General features: G+C 69.5%; 17 protein-coding genes. 14 read left to right on the forward strand and 3 right to left on the reverse strand.

Features of this window, described 5'->3' with window-relative positions; all coding sequences use genetic code 11:
* Positions 1–108 precede the first annotated feature (108 nt).
* A complete protein-coding gene (locus ACFYXK_RS22380; protein WP_389412718.1) occupies positions 109–2,571 on the reverse strand; it encodes a YfhO family protein in 2,463 nt (820 codons plus the stop codon).
* A gap of 442 nt (positions 2,572–3,013) precedes the next feature.
* Here ACFYXK_RS22380 and rpsL point away from each other — a divergent pair, with 442 nt between their 5' ends.
* The 4 genes from rpsL to tuf all read left to right on the forward strand — a co-directional run bounded on the left by rpsL (position 3,014) and on the right by tuf (position 7,372).
* Positions 3,014–3,385 carry a 30S ribosomal protein S12 gene (gene rpsL / locus ACFYXK_RS22385; protein ID WP_007265893.1) on the forward strand — a complete coding sequence of 124 codons (372 nt, stop codon included), beginning with the start codon at positions 3,014–3,016 and terminating at the stop codon, positions 3,383–3,385.
* A 2-nt stretch (positions 3,386–3,387) separates the two neighbouring features.
* Positions 3,388–3,858, forward strand: a complete 471-nt coding sequence (gene rpsG, locus ACFYXK_RS22390; protein WP_007265894.1) for a 30S ribosomal protein S7 — start codon at positions 3,388–3,390, stop codon at positions 3,856–3,858.
* A gap of 39 nt (positions 3,859–3,897) precedes the next feature.
* Entirely contained in the window at positions 3,898–6,030 is a 2,133-nt protein-coding gene (gene fusA, locus ACFYXK_RS22395; RefSeq protein WP_383514184.1) for an elongation factor G, read from the forward strand.
* A gap of 148 nt (positions 6,031–6,178) precedes the next feature.
* Entirely contained in the window at positions 6,179–7,372 is a 1,194-nt protein-coding gene (gene tuf / locus ACFYXK_RS22400; RefSeq protein ID WP_053788688.1) for an elongation factor Tu, read from the forward strand.
* A gap of 187 nt (positions 7,373–7,559) precedes the next feature.
* On the opposite strand, the gene rfbC is transcribed toward tuf, so the two are convergent.
* Both rfbC and rfbA read right to left on the reverse strand, forming a co-directional pair.
* Entirely contained in the window at positions 7,560–8,162 is a 603-nt protein-coding gene (gene rfbC / locus ACFYXK_RS22405) for a dTDP-4-dehydrorhamnose 3,5-epimerase (RefSeq protein WP_383514183.1), read from the reverse strand.
* The gene (gene rfbA / locus ACFYXK_RS22410; RefSeq protein WP_383514182.1) at positions 8,159–9,034 is read right to left on the reverse strand and encodes a glucose-1-phosphate thymidylyltransferase RfbA; all 876 of its coding nucleotides are present in this window, start codon (positions 9,032–9,034) and stop codon (positions 8,159–8,161) included. The genes rfbC and rfbA overlap by 4 nt, the downstream gene beginning before the upstream one ends.
* A gap of 82 nt (positions 9,035–9,116) precedes the next feature.
* Between rfbA and rfbB the strand changes: the two genes are divergently transcribed.
* The 10 genes from rfbB to rpsJ all read left to right on the forward strand — a co-directional run bounded on the left by rfbB (position 9,117) and on the right by rpsJ (position 21,224).
* Positions 9,117–10,094, forward strand: a complete 978-nt coding sequence (rfbB, locus tag ACFYXK_RS22415; protein ID WP_389412719.1) for a dTDP-glucose 4,6-dehydratase — start codon at positions 9,117–9,119, stop codon at positions 10,092–10,094.
* Positions 10,091–11,023, forward strand: coding sequence for a dTDP-4-dehydrorhamnose reductase (gene rfbD, locus ACFYXK_RS22420; RefSeq protein ID WP_389412720.1), 933 nt, complete (start codon positions 10,091–10,093; stop codon positions 11,021–11,023). Before rfbB ends, rfbD begins: the two co-directional genes overlap by 4 nt.
* Positions 11,020–12,351 carry a hypothetical protein gene (locus tag ACFYXK_RS22425; RefSeq protein ID WP_389412721.1) on the forward strand — a complete coding sequence of 444 codons (1,332 nt, stop codon included), beginning with the start codon at positions 11,020–11,022 and terminating at the stop codon, positions 12,349–12,351. The genes rfbD and ACFYXK_RS22425 overlap by 4 nt, the downstream gene beginning before the upstream one ends.
* Positions 12,352–12,419: 68 nt before the next feature.
* The gene (locus ACFYXK_RS22430) at positions 12,420–13,106 is read left to right on the forward strand and encodes a glycosyltransferase family 2 protein (RefSeq protein ID WP_389412722.1); all 687 of its coding nucleotides are present in this window, start codon (positions 12,420–12,422) and stop codon (positions 13,104–13,106) included.
* Positions 13,106–13,558, forward strand: coding sequence for a DUF2304 domain-containing protein (locus ACFYXK_RS22435; RefSeq protein WP_389412723.1), 453 nt, complete (start codon positions 13,106–13,108; stop codon positions 13,556–13,558). Before ACFYXK_RS22430 ends, ACFYXK_RS22435 begins: the two co-directional genes overlap by 1 nt.
* Before the next feature lie 9 nt (positions 13,559–13,567).
* Entirely contained in the window at positions 13,568–14,470 is a 903-nt protein-coding gene (locus ACFYXK_RS22440) for a glycosyltransferase family 2 protein (protein WP_389412724.1), read from the forward strand.
* A 24-nt stretch (positions 14,471–14,494) separates the two neighbouring features.
* Positions 14,495–16,399 (forward strand): hypothetical protein, encoded by a 1,905-nt coding sequence (locus ACFYXK_RS22445; protein WP_389412725.1) that lies wholly within the window; start codon positions 14,495–14,497, stop codon positions 16,397–16,399.
* Between the two features lie 131 nt (positions 16,400–16,530).
* Positions 16,531–19,209 carry a peptidoglycan recognition protein gene (locus ACFYXK_RS22450; RefSeq protein WP_389412726.1) on the forward strand — a complete coding sequence of 893 codons (2,679 nt, stop codon included), beginning with the start codon at positions 16,531–16,533 and terminating at the stop codon, positions 19,207–19,209.
* Positions 19,210–19,275: 66 nt separating this feature from the next.
* Positions 19,276–20,403 carry a hypothetical protein gene (locus ACFYXK_RS22455; protein ID WP_389412727.1) on the forward strand — a complete coding sequence of 376 codons (1,128 nt, stop codon included), beginning with the start codon at positions 19,276–19,278 and terminating at the stop codon, positions 20,401–20,403.
* A 512-nt stretch (positions 20,404–20,915) separates the two neighbouring features.
* Positions 20,916–21,224, forward strand: a complete 309-nt coding sequence (rpsJ, locus tag ACFYXK_RS22460) for a 30S ribosomal protein S10 (protein WP_003948644.1) — start codon at positions 20,916–20,918, stop codon at positions 21,222–21,224.
* Positions 21,225–21,238: the final 14 nt, after the last annotated feature.

Below are 21,238 nucleotides of genomic sequence, written 5' to 3' on the forward strand. Positions count from 1 at the left end.
TCGTAAGAAGAAGCCCCCCGCTGCTCCGAGAGGAGCGGCGGGGGGCTTCTTCTTGTCCGGCCCCCGGTGTCCGGGGCCCGGGGGATTCCCCGGGGCCTTGGGACGCCGTCAGGCGCGGCGGCGGCGGAGGCCTGCCACCGTGGCCGATGCGAGGGCCAGGAGGGCCAGGGTGGCGGCTGCCAGGCCCGGGGTGAGGCCCTTGGGGGTGAACGCGCAGGAGACCTTGTCCGTGCCTGCGGGGATGTCCACGGAGACCAGGCCGTGGAAGCTCTTCACCGGGGCCGTGCACTGCCAGCCGGGGACGTCGGTCATCGCGAAGACCGCCGTGCCCCTGGCGCCCTTGGGGAGGGTGGCCTCGACGCTGTGGCCGGCGGCGGTCACTTCGGTGGCGCCGGTGGACTTCAGCGAGGTGATCGCCGTGTCCAGGGCGGCGCGGTCCAGGCAGCCGACGGGGTGCTCGCCCGCCGTCGCGTCCTTCGTGCCGGTGTTCACCGCCACCGCGACCCTGCCGTCCGCGGGGACCTCGCCCAGCCTGACCACTCCGGTCATCCGGTCTTCCAGGGGGCGGGAGGTGCCGGCGGAGGCGAGCGTGCCGTAGAGCTCGGGGGAGAACCAGTAGGCCTCGGAGCCGGGGGTGCACTGGGCGGCGTACGTCTGCTCCGTGGCGCTGCCGCCCCGGGTGACCTGCGGGACCTGGTAGACGGTGGCGCCCAGGACGTTCTCCTGGCGGGCGTAGACGCTGTCGGCCGGGTTCGGGGAGGTGTAGGCGGCGCTGCGGACCGTCACCAGGGGAGGGGCGGGGAAGCGGGTGGCCGTCCAGGTGTCCTTCGCCGGGCCGGGGCGGACCCGGGCGCCGATCGCGAAGATCGCGTCGAGCACCGGGCTGTCGGCGCCGAAGAAGGTCCGGCCGTCGTTCTTGAAGCCGTACCCGAGGGGCTCCAGGGCCCGGTACGTGGCCTCCGGCAGGTAGCTGCTGTAGTACTGCGGGCCCTCGGCCCGCAGGGCGAGGGCGTCGTTGTACGAGGTCTGCGGCGCGCCCGAGTCCGTCCGGTACGCGGGCCAGCCGTCCACCTGCCGGACGGCGTCGAAGTGGGCGCCGATCGAGCGGTTCGAGGTGGCGACCGGCTTCGCCCAGCGCTCGCGGGCCCGGCGGGCGTCCGCGCCCGCGGCCGCCACCGTGGACTCCGCGAAGACGACGCCGACCATGAGGACCGCGGCCACGGGGATCAGCACCCGGTGCTTCGCGCCCAGCGACAGCAGGGTCAGGGCGAGCAGCGAGACTCCGCCGCCGATCAGCACCGCGTGCCAGGTCCAGCCGCCGAAGTCGTCGGTGTGGCGCAGGACGAAGGTGGCCGCGACCAGCAGGGCGGCCGTCAGTGCCAGGTGGAGCGGGCGCGGGCGGTGGGCCAGCGCCAGCCAGGCCAGGATCACGACCATGCCGCTGAAGACGAAGGCCTCGCGGTACGGATTGCCGTTCGGCACCGCCAGCCCGTGCCACAGGTACTGGGTCGGCGGGAACTGGAACGAGGCGAGGACGAGCAGCGTGGCCGCGGCCCACACCAGGCGGGTCTTCCTCGCGATGGCGGCGTTGAAGAGGAACGATCCGGCGAGGATCAGGCCCAGCGAGGCCACGTACAGCCGCGGCCGGCCGCCCCACAGGTGGGTGGCCGGGAGCATCCCGGCCAGGAAGACCTCGATCCGCACCGGCTCGAAGGCCCCGGCCTGGGTGGGCTGCGCGGACCCGCTGGACAGGAACGACGGCAGCAGCAGCGGGAGGGTGAGCGCGATGCCCGTCGCGGCGGCGCTCGAGGCCCGCCACAGGGCGCGCAGCCGCTGCCGGCCGGTCATGTCCCGGGTGATCAGGCGGATGCCCAGCAGGACGCAGGCGGCCATCGTCGCCATCATCGCGGTGTAGAAGTTGCCGAACCAGGCGAGCGCGACGAACAGCGCCACCCCCGGCCAGCGGCGCTCCTCCAGGCACCACTCGACGGCGATGCCGAGCAGGGGGAGGGCGACCAGGCCCCACAGCCACATGGGGATGTACGAGGCGTCGCTGAGCGCCCAGCCGCACAGGCCGTAGCAGGCGCCGAGGACCCCGCGCTGCCACCACGGGCCCGGGTGCAGCTTGCCGAGGTAGACCGTCATGACGGCGGCTGCGGCGCCCATCGTGATTGGGGTGACCGCGAAGACGGCGAGGTCGACGTGCGCGCGCGGGACCAGGACGGCCAGCCAGGAGAACGGGTTGCCGAGGTACGTGTAGTAGTCGGACAGGAACTGCTGGCCGAAGCCGCCGCGCCAGGTGAAGAGCACGTCGCCGGCGGCCTGCCCGTGGACCAGGTCCCACAGCGCCCGGTGGAAGGGCACGTACTGGTTGGCCTGGTCGTTGAGGGCCCGGCCGGTGTTGCCGAAGGGGAAGGTGCCGCGGGCCGCCCAGGCCGCGCAGAACGCCGCCGAGGTGACGAGGAACGCGAGCAGGGGCCCGTACGGGCGGGCGGATCGCGGGGACCGGCGGCGGGGCGACGGGCGGACCGGACTGTCGGCGGCCGTCGGCTCCGTGGTGACCGTCCGCAATGTCCCGCTCCCTGGTGGTTGGTCGTGCCGGTTGGGGTGAATCGCTGAATTCGCTGCATCGCTGAATGCCGAGGCAGTTTAGTTCGCGGGGAGGGCCGCTTCGTCCGGCATCGCGTACCACGCCTTTACCACATGCGCGAGTCGGAGCGGCCACACGAGGGCCTCGCCCAAGTGGCACATGACCGGCGGCGATGTCCCGGCCGTCCCGCGCGGGCCTTTGTTTTGACCGGATGGGATGCGGTAGGTACGCTCAGACCTTGTGCCTGGGGTGTGCCTGGGCTCCTGTGCGTGTCCATCAACCGCATGAGAGCCGGATCAGCCACCGCGATCCATGCGTTTCCGTGCTTGCGCGGAGTCCCGCCGGATCCGACACACCCGACCGCGTGGGTCGGCAAAGTTCCAGGTTAGCTTCACTACACGGCACACAGAAACCGGAGAAGTAGTGCCTACGATCCAGCAGCTGGTCCGTAAGGGCCGGCAGGACAAGGTCGAGAAGACGAAGACGCCCGCGCTTGAGGCTTCGCCCCAGCGCCGTGGCGTCTGCACGCGTGTGTTCACGACCACCCCGAAGAAGCCGAACTCGGCGCTCCGTAAGGTCGCGCGTGTGCGTCTGACCTCCGGCATCGAGGTCACCGCTTACATTCCGGGTGAGGGACACAACCTGCAGGAGCACTCGATCGTGCTCGTGCGTGGTGGCCGTGTGAAGGACCTGCCGGGTGTTCGTTACAAGATCATCCGCGGTGCGCTTGACACCCAGGCTGTCAAGAACCGCAAGCAGGCCCGCAGCCGCTACGGCGCCAAGAAGGAGAAGTAAGAATGCCTCGTAAGGGCCCCGCCCCGAAGCGCCCGGTCATCATCGACCCGGTCTACGCATCTCCTCTGGTGACCTCGCTCATCAACAAGATCCTCCTGAACGGCAAGCGCTCCACCGCCGAGCGCATCGTCTACGGCGCCATGGAAGGCCTCCGCGAGAAGACCGGCAACGACCCGGTCATCACGCTGAAGCGCGCGCTGGAGAACGTCAAGCCGTCCCTCGAGGTCAAGTCCCGCCGTGTCGGTGGCGCGACCTACCAGGTCCCCGTCGAGGTCAAGCCGGGTCGTCAGTCGACCCTGGCCCTCCGCTGGCTCGTGGGTTACTCCCGCGCCCGCCGTGAGAAGACCATGACCGAGCGCCTCATGAACGAGCTGCTCGACGCCTCCAACGGTCTTGGCGCTGCCGTCAAGAAGCGCGAGGACACGCACAAGATGGCCGAGTCCAACAAGGCCTTCGCGCACTACCGCTGGTAGTCCCACCCCACATCGAGACCGAGAGAAGACCGAAGCCTTATGGCTACCACTTCGCTTGACCTGGCCAAGGTGCGCAACATCGGCATCATGGCCCACATCGACGCGGGCAAGACGACCACCACCGAGCGCATCCTGTTCTACACCGGTGTGTCGTACAAGATCGGTGAGGTCCACGACGGCGCCGCCACGATGGACTGGATGGAGCAGGAGCAGGAGCGTGGTATCACCATCACGTCTGCCGCGACGACCTGCCACTGGCCGCTCGAAGATGTTGACCACACCATCAACATCATCGACACCCCCGGTCACGTCGACTTCACCGTCGAGGTGGAGCGTTCGCTCCGCGTCCTCGACGGCGCCGTCACCGTCTTCGACGGTGTGGCCGGCGTTGAGCCGCAGTCCGAGACCGTTTGGCGTCAGGCGGACCGCTACGGCGTGCCGCGCATCTGCTTCGTCAACAAGCTCGACCGCACCGGCGCCGAGTTCCACCGCTGCGTCGACATGATCAAGGACCGCCTCGGTGCGGTTCCGATCGTCATGCAGCTCCCCATCGGTGCCGAGGCCGACTTCCAGGGTGTCGTCGACCTCGTCACGATGAAGGCGTTCGTCTGGTCCGCCGAGGCGACCAAGGGCGAGATGTACGACATCGTCGACATCCCGGCCACGCACACCGAGGCTGCTGAAGAGTGGCGCGGCAAGCTGGTCGAGACCGTCGCCGAGAACGACGACGAGATCATGGAGCTCTTCCTGAACGGCGACGAGCCGTCCGTGGAGCAGCTGCACGCCGCCGTCCGTCGCATCATCCTCGGCTCCGGCAAGGGCAAGGGCGAGCCCACGATCACCGCGGTGTTCTGTGGCACGGCGTTCAAGAACAAGGGCGTTCAGCCCCTGCTCGACGCCGTCGTCCGCTACCTGCCGTCGCCCCTGGACATCGAGGCCATCGAGGGCCACGACGTCAAGGACCCCGAGGTCGTCGTGAAGCGCAAGCCTTCCGACGAGGAGCCCCTCGCGGCGCTGGCGTTCAAGATCATGAGCGACCCGCACCTCGGCAAGCTCACCTTCGTCCGGGTTTACTCGGGCCGCCTGGAGGCCGGCACTGCGGTGCTGAACTCCGTCAAGGGCAAGAAGGAGCGCATCGGCAAGATCTACCGCATGCACGCGAACAAGCGTGAGGAGATCGACTCGGTGGGCGCCGGCGACATCGTCGCCGTGATGGGCCTGAAGCAGACCACCACCGGTGAGACGCTGTGTGACGACAAGAACCAGGTGATCCTGGAGTCCATGGACTTCCCGGCGCCGGTCATCCAGGTCGCCATCGAGCCCAAGTCCAAGGGTGACCAGGAGAAGCTGGGTGTCGCCATCCAGCGTCTCGCGGAGGAGGACCCCTCCTTCCACGTTCACTCGGACGAGGAGACGGGCCAGACCATCCTCGGCGGTATGGGCGAGCTGCACCTCGAGGTGCTGGTCGACCGTATGAAGCGCGAGTTCAAGGTCGAGGCCAACGTCGGCAAGCCGCAGGTCGCGTACCGCGAGACCATCCGCGGCACCGTCGAGCGTCACGACTACACGCACAAGAAGCAGACCGGTGGTACCGGTCAGTTCGCCAAGGTGCAGATCGCGATCGAGCCCATCACCGAGGCCGACGGCCCGGCGTACGAGTTCGTGAACAAGGTCACCGGTGGCCGCGTGCCGAAGGAGTACATCCCTTCGGTCGACGCCGGTGCGCAGGAGGCCATGCAGTTCGGCATCCTGGCCGGCTACGAGATGACGGGCGTCCGCGTCACGCTTCTCGACGGTGGCTACCACGAGGTCGACTCCTCCGAGCTCGCGTTCAAGATCGCCGGTTCGCAGGCCTTCAAGGAGGCCGCGCGCAAGGCGTCCCCCGTGCTCATGGAGCCGATGATGGCCGTCGAGGTCACCACCCCTGAGGACTACATGGGTGACGTCATCGGTGACATCAACTCCCGCCGTGGCCAGATCCAGGCCATGGAGGAGCGTCACGGTGCTCGCGTCGTGAAGGGCCTCGTGCCCCTTTCGGAGATGTTCGGCTACGTCGGAGACCTCCGCAGCAAGACCTCGGGTCGCGCCAGCTACTCGATGCAGTTCGACTCCTACGCCGAGGTTCCCCGGAACGTCGCCGAGGAGATCATCGCGAAGGCCAAGGGCGAGTAACTCTTCCGAGTACACGCTTTAGGCTTGTCACCGGAGCCTCTGGGGCAACAGGAGTAACCCTCCGTTGCCCCGGAGGGGCCGGCTTTCCAGCAAAGATCACCTGGCGCCGATGAGTAAGGCGTACAGAACCACTCTCCAGGAGGACCCCGTGGCGAAGGCGAAGTTCGAGCGGACTAAGCCGCACGTCAACATCGGCACCATCGGTCACATTGACCACGGTAAGACGACCCTCACGGCCGCCATTACCAAGGTGCTGCACGACGCGTACCCGGACCTGAACGAGGCCTCGGCCTTCGACCAGATCGACAAGGCTCCTGAGGAGCGCCAGCGCGGTATCACCATCTCCATCGCGCACGTCGAGTACCAGACCGAGGCGCGTCACTACGCCCACGTCGACTGCCCGGGTCACGCTGACTACATCAAGAACATGATCACCGGTGCCGCGCAGATGGACGGCGCGATCCTCGTGGTCGCCGCCACCGACGGCCCGATGCCGCAGACCAAGGAGCACGTGCTCCTGGCCCGCCAGGTCGGCGTCCCCTACATCGTCGTCGCCCTGAACAAGGCCGACATGGTGGACGACGAGGAGATCCTGGAGCTCGTCGAGCTCGAGGTCCGTGAGCTGCTCTCCGAGTACGAGTTCCCGGGCGACGACCTGCCGGTCGTCCGCGTCTCCGCGCTGAAGGCCCTCGAGGGCGACAAGGAGTGGGGCGAGAAGCTCCTCGGCCTCATGTCCGCCGTCGACGAGGCCATCCCGACCCCGCCGCGTGACACCGAGAAGCCGTTCCTCATGCCCGTCGAGGACGTCTTCACGATCACCGGTCGCGGTACGGTCGTCACCGGCCGTATCGAGCGTGGTGTCCTGAAGGTCAACGAGACCGTCGACATCATCGGTATCAAGGAAGAGAAGACCACCACCACGGTCACCGGTATCGAGATGTTCCGCAAGCTGCTCGACGAGGGCCAGGCCGGTGAGAACGTCGGTCTGCTCCTCCGTGGCATCAAGCGCGAGGACGTCGAGCGCGGCCAGGTCATCATCAAGCCCGGTTCGGTCACGCCGCACACCGAGTTCGAGGCCCAGGCCTACATCCTGTCGAAGGACGAGGGTGGCCGTCACACCCCGTTCTTCAACAACTACCGCCCGCAGTTCTACTTCCGTACCACGGACGTGACCGGCGTCGTGACCCTCCCGCAGGGCACCGAGATGGTCATGCCGGGCGACAACACCGAGATGTCGGTCGCGCTGATCCAGCCGGTCGCCATGGAGGAGGGCCTGAAGTTCGCCATCCGTGAGGGTGGTCGTACGGTCGGCGCCGGCCAGGTCACCAAGATCACGAAGTAATTCGTGTTCTGACCTGGTAGCTCGCGCGAGCGGGCACCATGTTTGACAGAAGGGCCCCTTCCCCACCGCCTCGGCGGCGGGGGAGGGGCCCTTCGTCGTACGGGCGGGCAGGACGTACGGCGTACGAGCAAGGGCCGCACCCCCGATCACGGGGTGCGGCCCTTGCTCGTGTGCTGCGGGGGAGCGGTCAGCCGGTGACGCGCAGGGACTCGGTGAACTCGTTGCAGACGGCGTAGTCGGGCAGCAGGCCCGACTCGATGGCCTCGGCCAGCGACGGCGCGGCCTCGTCGCGGGCGGACAGCAGCGGGACGTCCGCCGGCCAGTCGATGCCCAGATCCGCATCGAGCGGGTGAACCGAGTGCTCGCCGGTCGGGTTGTACGTCTCCGAGCAGAGGTACGAAAGCGTGGCGTCGTCGCTCAGCGCGCAGAAGCCGTGCCCCAGGCCCTCCGGGATGTAGACCGCGCGGCGGTCCACGTCGTCCAGCCGGACACCCTCCCAGCGGCCGAAGGTCGGCGAGCCGACCCGCAGGTCCACGATGACGTCGAGCACGGCGCCCCGTACGCAGGTCACGTACTTGGCCTGGCCGCGCGGTACGTCGGCGAAGTGGATGCCGCGGACCACACCGCGCGAGGACACCGAGAGGTTCGCCTGCGCCAGGTTCAGCGGGTGGCCGACTACCTCGGACAGCTTGTCGAAGCGGTACCACTCGGTGAACAGCCCGCGCGGGTCGCCGTGCAGCTGCGGGGTGATCTCGTAGGCGCCCTCTATCGAGAGCTGACGGAACTTCACCGGGAGGACTCCTCGTCGAGCAGGCTGATCAGGTAGTCGCCGTAACCGCTCTTGAGCAGCGGCTGGGCCAGCTCGCGCAGCTGCGCGGAGTCGATCAGGCCGGCCCGCCAGGCCGCCTCCTCGATGCAGCCGATCTTGAAGCCCTGGCGCTCCTCGATCACGCGGACGAACTCCGAGGCCTGGACCATGGAGACGAAGGTCCCCGTGTCCAGCCAGGCGGTGCCGCGGTCGAGGATGGTGACATTCAGCTCACCGGCCTGGAGGTACGCGTCGTTGACCGCGGTGATCTCCAGCTCGCCGCGCGCGCTGGGCTTCAGGGTGCGGGCGATCTCCACGACACGGTTGTCGTAGAAGTACAGACCGGGCACCGCATAGCGGGACTTGGGCTTGACCGGCTTCTCCTCGATGGAGATGGCCTGGCCGTTCTCGTCGAACTCGACCACGCCGTACGCCGTCGGGTCCGCCACCGGGTACGCGAAGACCCGGCCGCCCTTGGAACCGGTGTGCTCCGCCAGGCGGGTACCGAGACCGCTGCCGTGGAAGATGTTGTCGCCGAGGATCAGGGCGACGGACTCGTCGCCGATGAAGTCGGCGCCGAGCACGAAGGCCTGGGCGATGCCCTCGGGGCGCTCCTGGACCGCGTACTCCAGGCGGATGCCGAACTGGGAGCCGTCGCCGAGCAGTCGCTCGAACTGGGCACGGTCCTCCGGCGTGGTGATGACGAGAATCTCGCTGATTCCGGCCATGACCAGGGTGGAGAGCGGGTAGTAGATCATCGGCTTGTCGAAGACGGGGAGCAGCTGCTTCGAGACTGCCCGGGTCAGCGGCCAGAGTCGGGATCCGGTGCCACCGGCCAAGAGAATTCCACGCATGGGCACAACCCTATGCGAGAGCGCGGGGGCGGCGTGGTCCGGGCCGGAACGGTGGTGTACGAGCGGCTAGACTCTTCGTATTATGCGCATCCTCGTGACCGGCGGCGCCGGCTTCATCGGTTCAGAATTCGTTCGCCAGCAGCTCGGTGCAGACGCATCGGCCCAGATCACGGTCTTCGACAAGCTGACCTACTCCGGTGTCGAAGCCAATCTCGCCCCGGTCGCGGACCACCCCGGTTACACCTTCGTCAAGGGCGACATCTGCGACGCCGAGGCCGTCGACCAGGTCATGCCCGGACACGACGTCGTGGTGCACTTCGCGGCGGAGTCCCACGTGGACCGCTCGATCGCCGGCGCCGGCCCGTTCGTGATGACCAACGTCGTGGGCACGCAGGTCCTGCTGGACGCCGCCCGCAAGCACGGCGTCGGCCGCTTCGTCCACATCTCCACCGACGAGGTGTACGGCTCGATCACCGAGGGCTCCTGGACCGAGGAGTGGCCCCTGGTCCCGAACTCCCCGTACTCCGCCTCCAAGGCCTCGTCCGACCTGCTGGCCCTGGCCTACGCCCGCACGCACGGCATGGACGTCGTCGTCACGCGCTGCTCCAACAACTACGGGCACTACCAGTTCCCGGAGAAGGTCATCCCGCTGTTCGTCTCGAACCTGATGGACGGCAAGAAGGTCCCGCTGTACGGCAACGGCGGCAACGTCCGCGACTGGCTGCACGTCTCCGACCACTGCCGCGGCATCGACCTGGCCATGCGCAAGGGCCGCGCCGGCGAGGTCTACAACATCGGCGGCGGCACCGAGCTCACCAACAAGGAGCTCACCGGCGTGCTGCTCGAGGCGGCCGGCCTCGGCTGGGACATGGTCGAGCACGTCGAGGACCGCAAGGGCCACGACCTGCGCTACTCCATCGACATCAGCAAGATCGGCGCCGAGCTCGGTTACGCCCCGCAGGTCACCTTCGAGGACGGCATCAAGGCCACCATCGAGTGGTACCGCGAGAACCGCGCCTGGTGGGAGCCGCTGAAGGCGAAGGCGGCCCTGCAGAAGTGAGGACCAACTCGTTCGCCGGCCGCTGGCTCGTCACCGGCGCCGCCGGGATGCTCGGCCAGGACGTCCTGACCGTCCTGAAGCACGCCGGCATCGAGGCCGTGGGCCTGCGCCGCGCAGACCTCGACATCACGGACCCGGCCGCCGTCCGGGCCGCCGTCGAAGGCGCCACCGTGGTCGTCAACTGCGCCGCCTGGACCGACGTGGACGGAGCCGAGACCGCCGAGGAAGCCGCCACCGCCGTCAACGGCACCGGCGTGCGCGTCCTCGCCGAGGCCTGCGCCGCCGCCCACGTGCGCCTGCTGCACGTCTCCACCGACTACGTGCTCCCCGGCGACGCCACGGAGCCGTACCGCGAGGACGCCGAGACCGGCCCGCTCAACGCGTACGGGCGCTCCAAGCTGGTCGGCGAGCAGGCCGTCGCCGAACTGCTGCCGCAGGACGGCTACATCGTGCGCACCGCCTGGCTGTACGGCGAGCACGGGCCGAACTTCGTCGCCACCATGCTCAAGCTGGCCGCCCAGCGGGACACCCTCGACGTGGTCGACGACCAGCACGGCCAGCCCACCTGGTCCTACGCGCTGGCCCGCCAGCTGGTCGAGCTCGGCCTGGCCGCGCTGAGGGGCTGGGCCATGGGCGGGATCTACCACGGCACCGCGAGCGGCCGGACCACCTGGATGGGGCTCGCCCGCGAGACCTACCGGCTGAGCGGGCTCGACCCCGAGCGGATCCGGCCGACCACCTCCGCCGCGTTCGTACGCCCGGCCGCCCGCCCGGCGTTCAGCGTGCTCGCGCACGACCGCTGGGCCGACGCGGGCCTGGCCCCGCTCGCCGACTGGCACGAGCAGCTCGCCGAGGCGCTCGCCGCCCCCGCGTTCACGGCGCTGGCCGACTCGGCCAAGAACGGCAGTGCGAACGGCAGTACGGGATGAAGTCCCTGCTGAGCAGGCTCACCGCGGCGCTGCCGCCGGGCACCGTCGCGGTGGCCGGCGGCACCGTCGTGCTCGGTGCGGCCTCGTACGTCCACCTGGGCGTGGCCGGGTACAGCCTGTCCACGGAGGCCGTGGCGAACGTCTCGGTGCTGTGGACGATCGTCATGGCGCTCGGGCTCGGCATCTTCTTCCCGATCGAGCAGGAACTCACCCGGATCGTCGCCGCCCGCGTGGTGCTCGGCCAGGGCGCGGCCCCCGTGCTGCGCCGGGCCACGCTGCTGACCGCGGGGATCCTCGGCACGACCCTGCTCCTGCTCGCCGTCGGCGCGGGCCCGATCGCGGACCTGCTGTTCCACGGCGACCGCGGTCTGGTGGCGGCCCTCGGCGGAGCCTTCACCGGCATGGCCGTCTGCTACCTCACCCGCGGTGTGCTGGCCGGCCTCGGCCGGTTCGGCGCGTACGGCACCCAGTTGGCCGTCGACGGCGGGCTGCGCATCGCCCTCGCCTTCGGCTGCGCGGTGTCCGGGCTGCACTCCGCGCTCGCCTTCAGCCTGGTCCTGGCCGTGGCGCCGGTCGCCGCGACGCTGATCACCCTGCCCGCGCTGCTGCGTGCGGTGGAGCCCGGCGAGGAGATCGCCTGGCGGGAGCTGACCGGCGGGCTCGGCCTGCTGATCTGCTCGACCCTGCTGTCCCAGGTCGTCGTCAACGCGGCGGTGATGAGCACCAAGTTGCTCGCCCCCACCGACAGCGTGCTGATCGCGGCGCTGCTGAACGCGCTGGTCCTGGCCCGGGTGCCGCTGTTCGTCTTCGGCTCGCTCCAGGCCTCGCTGCTGGGCGGGCTCACCGCCGCCTACACGGCCGGCGACCGGGCGGCGTTCTCCGCGATGCTGCGCCGGATCGGCGTGGTCGTCGGGCTGTTGGGGCTGCTCGGCGGCGTGCCCGCGACCGCCCTCGGCCCCTGGCTGATCGAGGTCCTCTTCCATGCCAAGCCGGCGCTGGGATGCCTCGACTTCTTCCTTTTGTCCGCCGGCACCGTGGCGTACATGTTCGCGATGGTGCTCGGACAGGCGCTGATGGTATTCAAGCGGCACAACCTGCAACTGCTCTGCTGGGCCATCGGCACCGTCGTCCTGATCGGCATCACTTTTGCTCCGGGCGACGTTGCCGTGCGCGTCACCCTGGCCTACGCTCTCGGGTCCCTTGCCACCGTGCTCGGTATGCTGGCCGTGCTGAGGCTGAGGTTCCCCGGAGCTGCTCCGGGCGTGACCGAAGGACCCGGGCACAAGGTCGCCGCAAGCCCACTGGGCGCCGGAGCGGTCGGGGAGTGACCATGCCGGCTTCCGACGTCCCACCGATCACCGAGCACGCGCACGTGCCACATTCCGCTGGAGCTACCGTGTCCCAATACGACGATGTCTGGCTGGTCATACCGGCCTATAACGAGGGCCAGGTGATCGCCGATGTGGTCGAAGGAGCGCGTGCGACCTTCCCGAACATAGTCGTCGTCGACGACGGCAGCTCCGACAACTCTGCCGAGCACATCGCGAAGACCGGCGCCCACCTGGTGCGGCACCCGGTCAACCTCGGCCAGGGCGCTGCCCTGCAGACGGGCCTCAAGTACGCGCTCGCCCAGCCCGGTGCGCGCTACTTCGCGACGTTCGACGCGGACGGCCAGCACCAGACGCACGACGTCGAGAAGATGGTCCGGGTGCTGCGCGACGACGAGGCCGACGTGGTCCTCGGTTCGCGCTTCATCGAGCAGAACGGCCAGGTGCCGTGGATCAAGCGCGTCGTGCTGCGCACGGCCGCGTCGGTCAGCCCGACCGCCCGCAAGCTGAAGCTCACCGACTCGCACAACGGCCTGCGCGTGCTCAGCCGCAAGGCCGCCGAGCAGCTGGACATCACCATGAACGGCATGGCGCACGCGTCGGAGATCGTCGGTTTCCTGGCCGGGTCCGGCCTGCGCGTCACCGAGGTCCCCGTCGACATCCTCTACACCGAGTACTCGCGCGCCAAGGGCCAGTCCCTGATCAACGGCGTCAACATCATCTTTGACATCACGATGCGGGAGCGAAGCCGCTGATGAAGTACTTCTGGATCCAGCTGCTGCTCATCGCGGGCTCGGTGTCGATGGCACTGATGTTCATACGCACGTGGGGCCAGGCGAAGAACCGCGCCTGGAAGCGCATCGCGTTCTCGCTGTTCGTGGTCGTCAACGTGTACGCCGTGCTCCGCCCCACGGACGTCACGTGGGTGGCCCACCAGCTCGGCGTCGGCCGTGGCACCGACCTCGTGCTGTACGTGATGGTGCTGGCGATGGGCTTCCTGACCCTCAACACCTTCCTGCGCTTCCGCTCGTTGGAGAAGAAGATCACCGACCTGGCCCGGACGGTGGCCCTGAGCGAGGGCGCACGGCACAACGACGCGCGCCTGGGCGGGGCCGCAGCCCCCGTCGTGGCGGAGGCCGTCGTCGCCGAGGCCGTCGTGGCCGAGCCGAAGCCCGAGCCCGCCGACTCCGACACCGTGAAGGCCTGACGTCCCGTGGTGACCTTCGACTTCATGCTCCCCTACTACGGGGACGTGCAGCTGATGCAGGACGCCGTCCGCAGCGTCCTGGCCCAGACGGACCGGGACTTCCGCCTCGTCGTCATCGACGACGGCAAGGAGCCGGACGTCCCGGGCTGGTTCGAGGCACTCGGCGACGAGCGGGTGCACTACACCCGCAACGAGCAGAACCTCGGCATCACCAAGAACTTCCAGAAGTGCGTCCGGCTCTCCGAGGCCGACTACGTCGTCATCATGGGCTGCGACGACCTGCTGCACCCGCACTACCTGGAGACCGTCCGCGGTCTCATAGCGGCCAACCCGGGCATCGGCATGGTCCAGCCCGGCGTCGAGGTGATCGACGGCGACGGGCAGCTGACGTCCGGGCTCGCCGACCAGACCAAGCGGCGGCTGTATGCCCCGCAGGTCAAGGGCCGGCGCCTGATGGGCGGCGAAGAGCTCGCCACCAGCGTGCTGCGCGGGAACTGGCTGTACTTCCCGTCGATCTGCTGGCGCGGCGAAGCCCTGCGCGGGGTCAACTTCCGCGACGAGTACTCGGTGATCCAGGACCTGGCCCTGGTGGTCGACCTCCTCGAGCTCGGCGAGCAGATGCTGATCGACGAGACCACCACGGTCTTCCAGTACCGCCGCCACGCGGTCAGCGAGTCGTCGGTGCAGGCGTTCTCCGGCACCCGCTTCACCGAGGCCGAGCGGTACTTCTCCGCGGTGGCCGCCCGCATGGACGCCCGGGGCTGGCCCAAGGCCGCACGCGCGGCCCGCTTCCACAGCGGCTCCCGCTTCCACGCCATCACGATGCTCCCCGGCGCCCTGCTCCGCGGACACCGCGAGGGCGTCCGTACGCTGGCGAAGCACGCATTCACCGCCGGTCAGCGCGCCGACTGACATTCGCGACGGAATTGGACTGAGATGACACACCTGGCCCCCGAGGTCGTCGGAGCATCCGGCACGGCGCACAGCCGGACCGGTACCGGTTCCGCGGACCCCGGGCCGGTCCCGTCCAGCTCGGCGGCCCGCCGCCCGTGGACCTCGCGGCGCCGGGTGCTCGCCCTCGCCGAGGCCGTCGTCAGCGTGACGGCGGCCCTCGGCTACATGCTGCTGAGCCGGCACATCAGCGTGAACCCGATCGTCCGCCTCGGCCAGGTCAGCGGGCTCGCCACGCTCCAGCAGTACGCCGCGGTCATCGGCCTGCCGCTGCTCGCACTGCTCCTGTACACCGCCCACCGGGGCGCGGCCCGGCGCCACCAGCTGGTCAAGCGCCTGGTCTGCGCCGCCCTCGCGGGCCTGGCCACCGGCGTGATCGCCGGCGGTGTCGTCGTCGCCCTGCGCGGCACGCCCCACCCGCTCGGCGGCCAGGAGGGCGACCCGGGCGTCCTCATCGACATGGCCAACTCGTTCCTGCACCACGAGGGGATGTCGGGCATCTACCCGCCCGCCTTCCCGGCCCTCATGGCCCTGTGGGCGAAGATCCGCTACAACGGCCGCGGCGAGACCGGCTTCGCCCTGCACGACCTGCAGATCTTCTTCACCGCCGTGGCCGGCCCGATGGCCTACCTGGCCTGGCGGATACTGCTGAGGCCCTTCTGGGCGCTGCTGATCGCGGTTCCGGCCGCGGTGCTCTTCCTCGACCCGATCCGCCCGTACAGCCACATCGTCATGATCGTGCTGCTGCCGCTGCTCGGTTACTGGCTGCGCGAGATGCGCCTGGCCGGGCGGCGCGGCACGCGCCACCTGCTGCTGCGCGGCCTCGTCGCCGGCCTGATCTTCGGCGCGCTGTTCCTCTGGTACTCCGGCTGGTACATCTGGGCCGCGCCGGGAGCGCTCGTCGCCGCGCTGTTCTTCTTCCCGTGGCGCCAGGGCGCGGCGACGGCCAAGAAGGCGGGCCTCTACATAGGGGTCACGCTGCTGTCGGCCGGCGTCGTCGGCGCCCCCCTGCTCTACCAGATGGCCCGGCTGGGCTCGGAGAACCCCGACCGCTACGCGTTCCTCGCCGTGTACGCGGACCCCGGGTACGTCCTCGGCTGGGTCTCGGACCGGTCCTCGACCCTGACGTACCAGACCTGGCCCGTGTCCGGCGAGATGGCCGGCCAGAGCGGGTTCGCGCTGCTGCTGCTGTTCGGGGTGGGCCTCGGCCTCGGCCTCGGACTGCGCAACATCATGGTGCGCACCGCGGCGGCGGTCCTGGCCGGCGCCTGGCTCGCCCGCTTCTGGTTCGCCGGGCACATGGCCCACGACAAGGCCATCCAGCTCTACCCGCGCACCACGTGGATCATCATGTACTGCCTGATGATCCTGGCCGTGCTCGGCATGATGGCCGTGGTGAACCGGGGCTCCGGGTGGATCGAGCGCACGCTGCGCCCGAGCGGCGGCGGGGCCGGTTCCGGGGCGGGGCTCGCCCGGGTCGTTCCGCCGCGGGTGGTCCGCCAGCTCGCCGCCGGCATGGTGTGCGTGGTCGCCCTGTTCGCGGCCATGGGCGCGTCCTGGTCGGCCAACCGCTACATGCCCTCGTCCGACGTCGACTCGATGGGCATCGACGCGTACCGCGCCCACGTCATCAAGACGCGGGACGGCAGCTGCCCGCGCTTCTCGCCCCGCAAGGACTGCTGGGACATCGAGAAGGACGACTGGAAGCCCGGTCCCATCCAGGACTTCATCTGGTGCGCCGGCATCGTGGCCGACGACTGGCCCAGCGTCTGCGGGATGGAGGCGCCCAAGCGCGTGCGGTCGAGGGCGGACATCGAGCGGGACGCCGAGGCCGAGAAGCAGGCCCGGAAGGACGCCGCGGAGTCCGGCAAGGACGCACGGAAGAAGTAGCGGCCACGCGGTCCGGTCGCCCGGGACGCTCCCGGGCGACCCCACCCGTACGACTTGTCACAGCCGACCAGTAGCATCCGCCCCGTCAGTGGTGTCGTATGGCGCAATCGCCATAGGGGTGGGGAACCAACTTGAGATTGACACGCGTACGCGGTACCGCGCTGGCGGCCGCGATCGGCGCCGCCGCGGTGCTGGGCATCCAGGGATGGGCCGGTGGAGCCGAACTGGGCCCGGACGGCAACGGACCGGCGAAGGCGTACAGCGCCGGCGCCAAGGAAACCGGACCGGTCGAGGGCGAGGTGCACAAGCTCGCGCTCAAGCCCAAGGGCAGCGGCGAAGCCGTGCTCTCGCAGCAGGGCACCGAGCCCTTCGGCCTGCTGGGCGTGTCCTGGACGGACCCCAAGGCCGAGCTGAAGGGGACCATCGAGGCCCGCGCCCGCGACGCGAAGACCGGCAAGTGGTCGCACTGGATCGCCCTCGACCCGGTGAAGGCCGGGATGGACGGCGTACGCCCCGGCGCGCACGGCTCGACGGAGCCCGTCTGGGTCGGTGCGTCGGACGGTGCCGAGGTACGGATCAGCGGCGGCGGTGCGCTGCCCGCGGGCCTGGAGCTGAACCTGGTGGACCCGGGCGGCGCCAACAGCCCGGCGAAGAAGAGCGGCGGGCAGAAGAAGAACGGCGCCCAGAAGGGCGGCTCCCTGAACGCCGGCCCGGCCGCGTTCGCCGCGCCGGCGGCGGGCCCCGCCCCGGCGGACCCGCCCACCACTCCGCCGTCGGTCCCCGGACCCGTCTCCACGGCCCCGCGGCCGGACGTGGTCTCGCGCGTCGCGTGGGGCGCCGACGAGACGATGAACAACGAGGGCCCGATCTACCTGCCCGGCGGGACGGTCAAGGCGGTCTTCGTCCACCACACCGCCGACACCCAGCCGTACGACTGCTCGCAGTCCGCTGCGATCGTCCGCGGCATCCACGTCTACCACGTGAAGACCAACGGGTGGCGGGACCTCGGCTACAACTTCCTCGTCGACAAGTGCGGCACGATCTTCGAGGGCCGGCAGGGCGGCAGCGACCAGCCCGTCCTCGGTGCGCACACCTACGGCTGGAACAACGAGTCGGCGGGCATCGCCGTCCTCGGTGACTACAACGCCGGGGGCGCCCCGGCCGCCGCCCAGGACGCCATCTCCAGGATCGCGGCCTACAAGCTCGGCCAGTACGACGGCGACATGAACGGCACGGCGACGCTGACCGCGGGCGCCACGCAGACCAACTTCTTCGGGACCGCGTTCGAGGCCGGCAAGCCGTACACGTTCAAGTCGCTCTCGGGCCACCGGGACGGCTTCAACACCGAGTGCCCGGGCAACCAGCTCTACGGGCAGCTCGGAGCGCTGCGCACCTCGGGCCCCGCGGCGCAGCTGAAGGTGGCCACCGTCAACGGTGTGCCGGTCCAGCCGGGCGTCGACGCGAAGTCCGACGGTGTCCTGAACGTCGGCTGGTCGACCAGCACGGCGAGCGACCGCATCGGCTCGTTCGAGGTACTGGTCGACGGGGCCTCGGTGGCGACTGCCCCCGGCACGGCCCGGACGGCGCTCACGACGCTGACCGACGGCACCCACCAGGTCCAGGTCAAGGCGACCGCGACCAACGGCAAGACCTCCACCACCCTTCCCGTCACGGTCGTGGCCGAGGTGAAGCCCGCCAAGTTCACGGCGGTCACGCCGAAGCGTCTGATGGACACGCGGGCGGGTCTGGGTGTGCCGCAGGCGAAGGTCGGTGCGGGCGGTGTGGTGACGCTGCCGGTGGCCGGTACGAACGGGATTCCCGCGGCCGGTGTGACCGCCGTGGTGCTGAACGTGACGGCGACGAACCCGACGGAGCCGAGCTTCGTGTCGGTGTATCCGAGCGGTACGACGCGTACGAGTGCCTCGAACCTGAACTTCACGCCCGGGCAGACGATCCCGAACCTGGTGGTCGTCCCGGTGGTGGACGGGAAGGTCAGTTTCTTCAACAACCAGGGCACCGTGGATCTGATCGCGGACATCACGGGCTACTTCACGTCGGCCGGTGACGGCGCCACGCACACGAACATCGGTCCGAAGCGTCTGATGGACACGCGGGCGGGTCTGGGTGTGCCGCAGGCGAAGGTCGGTGCGGGTGGCGTGGTGACGCTGCCGGTGGCCGGTACGAACGGGATCCCGGCGACCGGTGTGACCGCGGTCGTGCTGAACGTGACGGCGACGAACCCGACGCAGCCGAGCTTCGTGTCGGTCTACCCGAGCGGTACGACGCGCTCGAGCGCCTCGAACCTGAACTTCACCCCCGGGCAGACGATCCCGAACCTGGTCGTGGTGCCCGTCGTGGACGGGAAGGTCAGTTTCTTCAACAACCAGGGCACCGTGGATCTGATCGCGGACATCACGGGCTACTTCACGTCGGCCGGTGACGGCGCCACGCACACGAACATCGGTCCGAAGCGTCTGATGGACACGCGGGCGGGTCTGGGTGTGCCGCAGGCGAAGGTCGGTGCGGGCGGTGTGGTGACGCTGCCGGTGGCCGGTACGAACGGGATCCCGGCGACCGGTGTGACCGCCGTGGTGCTGAACGTGACGGCGACGAACCCGACGGAGCCGAGCTTCGTGTCGGTGTATCCGAGCGGTACGACGCGTACGAGTGCCTCGAACCTGAACTTCACGCCCGGGCAGACGATCCCGAACCTGGTGGTCGTCCCGGTGGTGGACGGGAAGGTCAGTTTCTTCAACAACCAGGGCACCGTGGATCTGATCGCGGACATCACGGGCTACTTCAGCAAGTAGCAGAGACGTTTCGGCGGGGCCCCCAGGACCTGGTCCTGGGGGCCCCGGACATTTCAGGGGTGGGACATGGGAACGAACAGCGGCGACGACAGGCCGGCGGTCACCGACGAGGAGTGGGCCCGGTTCATGGAGCAGGCCCAGGCGGGCACCGGCCAGGCCCCCCGGGAGCCGTCCGCCCGGGCGCGCATGGTCACCGCGCGGCTGCAGGGCGAGTCCGGCGAGCCGCCCGGCTGGCGCACCGGTCCCGCCTGGCAGGAGAGGGAAGGGCGGGGGAGGGGCAAGCGGCGGCTCAAGGCCGCCGGGGCGATCGTCTTCATCGCCGCCCTGGCGCTGATCACGATCCGCCCGGAGCTGGTCATCGACCGGGTCACCGGCAAAGCCGCACAGAACGACAGGGCCGCCGGGCCTCTGCCCGCCGAGACCGCCCGGCCCAGCGCGCCGCCCTCCGCCGCGTACCCGGACCGGCCCACGCTCAAGGAGCCCTTCAAGGGGTCCCCGGCCCTGCAGTGGGCCGACGGGGCGGCCGGGATCGAGGTCCCGGCGGCCGAAGCCGTCGGAGGCATGAGCAAGGAGCAGGTCGCCGACGCGCTGGAGAAGACCAAGCAGTTCCTGGTCGCGGCCAACCTGGACCCGGCGACCCTGCGCGGGGAGCGGCCCGCGGCGGCCCTGGCGCTGCTCGACCCGAAGCTCGAGGAGCAGCTGAGCCGCGTGGAGGGGTCGCTGACGGCTCCGACGAAGGAGAACGACCCGCTGCACCTGTTCAGCCGGGTCAAGCCGGCCGAGCTGAAGCCGGCGGGCGACGTGGTCAAGGTCCGCGGCCGGATGTGGGTGGAGCCGGGCAAGGAGGCCGGTCAGGCCAACGTGCTGGCCGACTACACCTTCGTCTACCCGTTCGTGAAGGCGAAGCCGGGCGCCGAGCAGGTGGAGCGCACCGTCGTGCGGCGCGAGATCACCTTCTCGATCGCCGACCCGCGCAAGTGGCAGGCCACCGCCGGCAGGATCTGGCTCGAGAAGTACGACGTCGACCTCGCCAACAGCGCCTGCGACGTCTACGACGGGTACCTGCACCCCCTCTTCGACGAGGACACGCCGACCGGGCCCAGGCCCTCCGGGACGCCCGTGGACCCGTACGACCGCAGCAAGAGCGTGGAGGCCGGCGGTCAGGAGGGCTGCGGCACCGTCTCGCGTACCTGAGCGCGGACCGCGGAAAGATTTCCGAGGCCGGTGGACGGGCCCGGGCGGACCCCAAGGGGCGCCCGGGCAACCCCACTGCGCGGCGCGGTTTGACCGATCACCGTGGAGGGGTATTCTCTTCGGCCCGATTGGCGCAGTACGTGTCTTGTATGGCAGACTACTCAAGTTGCTCGGCTGAGTGCCGATGCTGCGCGCCTCCCGCCGGGAGGACCGGAAGCGAGTCCCACAGTACTCGTCGCCTTTATCTGCCTCTCGGGGCAGCAATGGGGCGGACGTACGGGAATCTTCTGGGAAGCGTCAGCACGGTGCCTGCCAGGCGCTCGGTGGGTGTTTCTCCCCCGAACCGCGGTCCTGGGACCGCACCCCCTTGGACGAGGGAATTTCCGTATGGGAATTTTCTGTGGAGGGAGTGCGACACGCCCGACCGCGTGGGTCGGAGAGAAGCGGTGGAGAGATCCACAGCCGACCGAGAGCCAGAGCGTTTCCACAACAGACAGGACTACGGAGTAGCCATGGCGGGACAGAAGATCCGCATCCGGCTCAAGGCCTACGACCACGAGGTCATCGACTCCTCGGCGAAGAAGATCGTCGAGACGGTGACCCGCACTGGTGCGTCGGTCGCAGGCCCGGTGCCGCTGCCCACTGAGAAGAACGTGTACTGCGTCATCAAGTCGCCGCACAAGTACAAGGACTCGCGCGAGCACTTCGAGATGCGCACGCACAAGCGCCTGATCGACATCCTCGACCCGACGCCCAAGACCGTTGACTCGCTGATGCGCCTGGACCTTCCGGCCGGCGTTGACATCGAGATCAAGCTCTGAGAGGCGTCGAGAAG

The organism is Streptomyces sp. NPDC002209, assembly GCF_042890265.1.
In the GTDB taxonomy this organism is placed as follows: Bacteria; Actinomycetota; Actinomycetes; order Streptomycetales; family Streptomycetaceae; genus Streptomyces.